General features: G+C 55.8%; 1 protein-coding gene and 1 pseudogene. One reads left to right on the forward strand and one right to left on the reverse strand.

Annotated elements, in window-relative coordinates; all coding sequences use genetic code 11:
* Positions 1-579 (reverse strand): annotated as a pseudogene (locus LKE08_RS02720) (hypothetical protein); the annotation flags it as partial.
* Between the two features lie 183 nt (positions 580-762).
* Between LKE08_RS02720 and LKE08_RS02725 the strand changes: the two are divergent.
* Positions 763-960 (forward strand): hypothetical protein, encoded by a 198-nt coding sequence (locus LKE08_RS02725; RefSeq protein WP_324702655.1) that lies wholly within the window; start codon positions 763-765, stop codon positions 958-960.
* Positions 961-1,060 lie beyond the last annotated feature (100 nt).

The raw sequence follows: 1,060 nt of genomic DNA on the forward strand, positions 1-1,060 counted from the left end.
GTCAAAGCCGACGATGGTGAATCGGGTGCCCCGTGGGGTGGTGAATTTGGCGCCGGCTTTCATCCAGGGCGTCCAGGACTCGAAGCGATCGTCGGTCTGCTTCAGTTCTGGCAGGGTGTCGGGGTCAACTTCGTCTTCGTGGCGGCGCCAGATCTCGGAGTCGTCGCCGGCCCAGTGGCGGATCATGACCCGCTGTCCGAATGCCAGTTTCACCCCGTCGGCGATCCGCTGCGCTTCGCGGTAGTCGGGGGCGTGGCCGACGGGTTCTTCAATGCCGTCACAGGCGCCGGAAACCAGGATGACGTGGTGGTTGTCGGGCCGGTCAACCGTCGTTTTTTTCAATGTACATTGAATGTTTGCCCGTTCCAGGGCCGCGTCTACTTTGTCCTGCAACTGGACAATGCGATCGCAGATGTCGGTCGGGGCGGGGGCGGGGGCATCCACTGGGGTCGGTGCGGTTTCGGCGTCGGCGATCGCGGCTTCCCAGGTTGCCTTGTAGCTCAGGTTCCCGAATTGGCGGACGTCATCCTTGGACAGCCCGAGGGCGATCGCATGGGCCTTGAGTTCTGATAAAGTCATAGTTACTCCTGTAAAGGGGTTTTCGCGCCCACTGGTGACTTGCTTGGCTGCTGCACCAGTGGGCTTTTAGTTTGCCATCGCTATCACAGGCTACTCAGTTAGCGCATAGACTAACCTAGCTGTGTCTAGGCTGTGTTAGCATGGAACCATGATAGCACGTTGTGATACAATTACAAGGAAATTATGATTAATGGACTAACAACCGTGGGTGGGCCAACCAAATTAGCCAGGATCGCTTTTTATGTTGACCCCGAAGTTAAGGAGAAATTAGAAAAATTAGCCGGCATTCAACGGCGCACACTGTCAAACTTGATGGCAGTCATAGCCGAAAAGGCTGTAGAGGAAGCCGAGAAAGAAGAATTGGCGGACGAACCAGAATAACAACCCACCTGTCTCTGTTTCTACACCAACCCCCGATCGCACCAGACCGGGGGCCATTTTTTTGCTCACCAACGATCCATCAGATCCATCAACGATCCAT

It is taken from the genome of Lyngbya sp. CCY1209 (assembly GCF_035615495.1).
GTDB lineage: Bacteria > Cyanobacteriota > Cyanobacteriia > Cyanobacteriales > Microcoleaceae > Limnospira.

Excerpts from the sequence above, each read along its gene's own strand:
- LKE08_RS02725 (WP_324702655.1), top strand. The coding sequence starts at position 763 with ATGATTAATGGACTAACAACCGTGGGTGGGCCAACCAAATTAGCCAGG.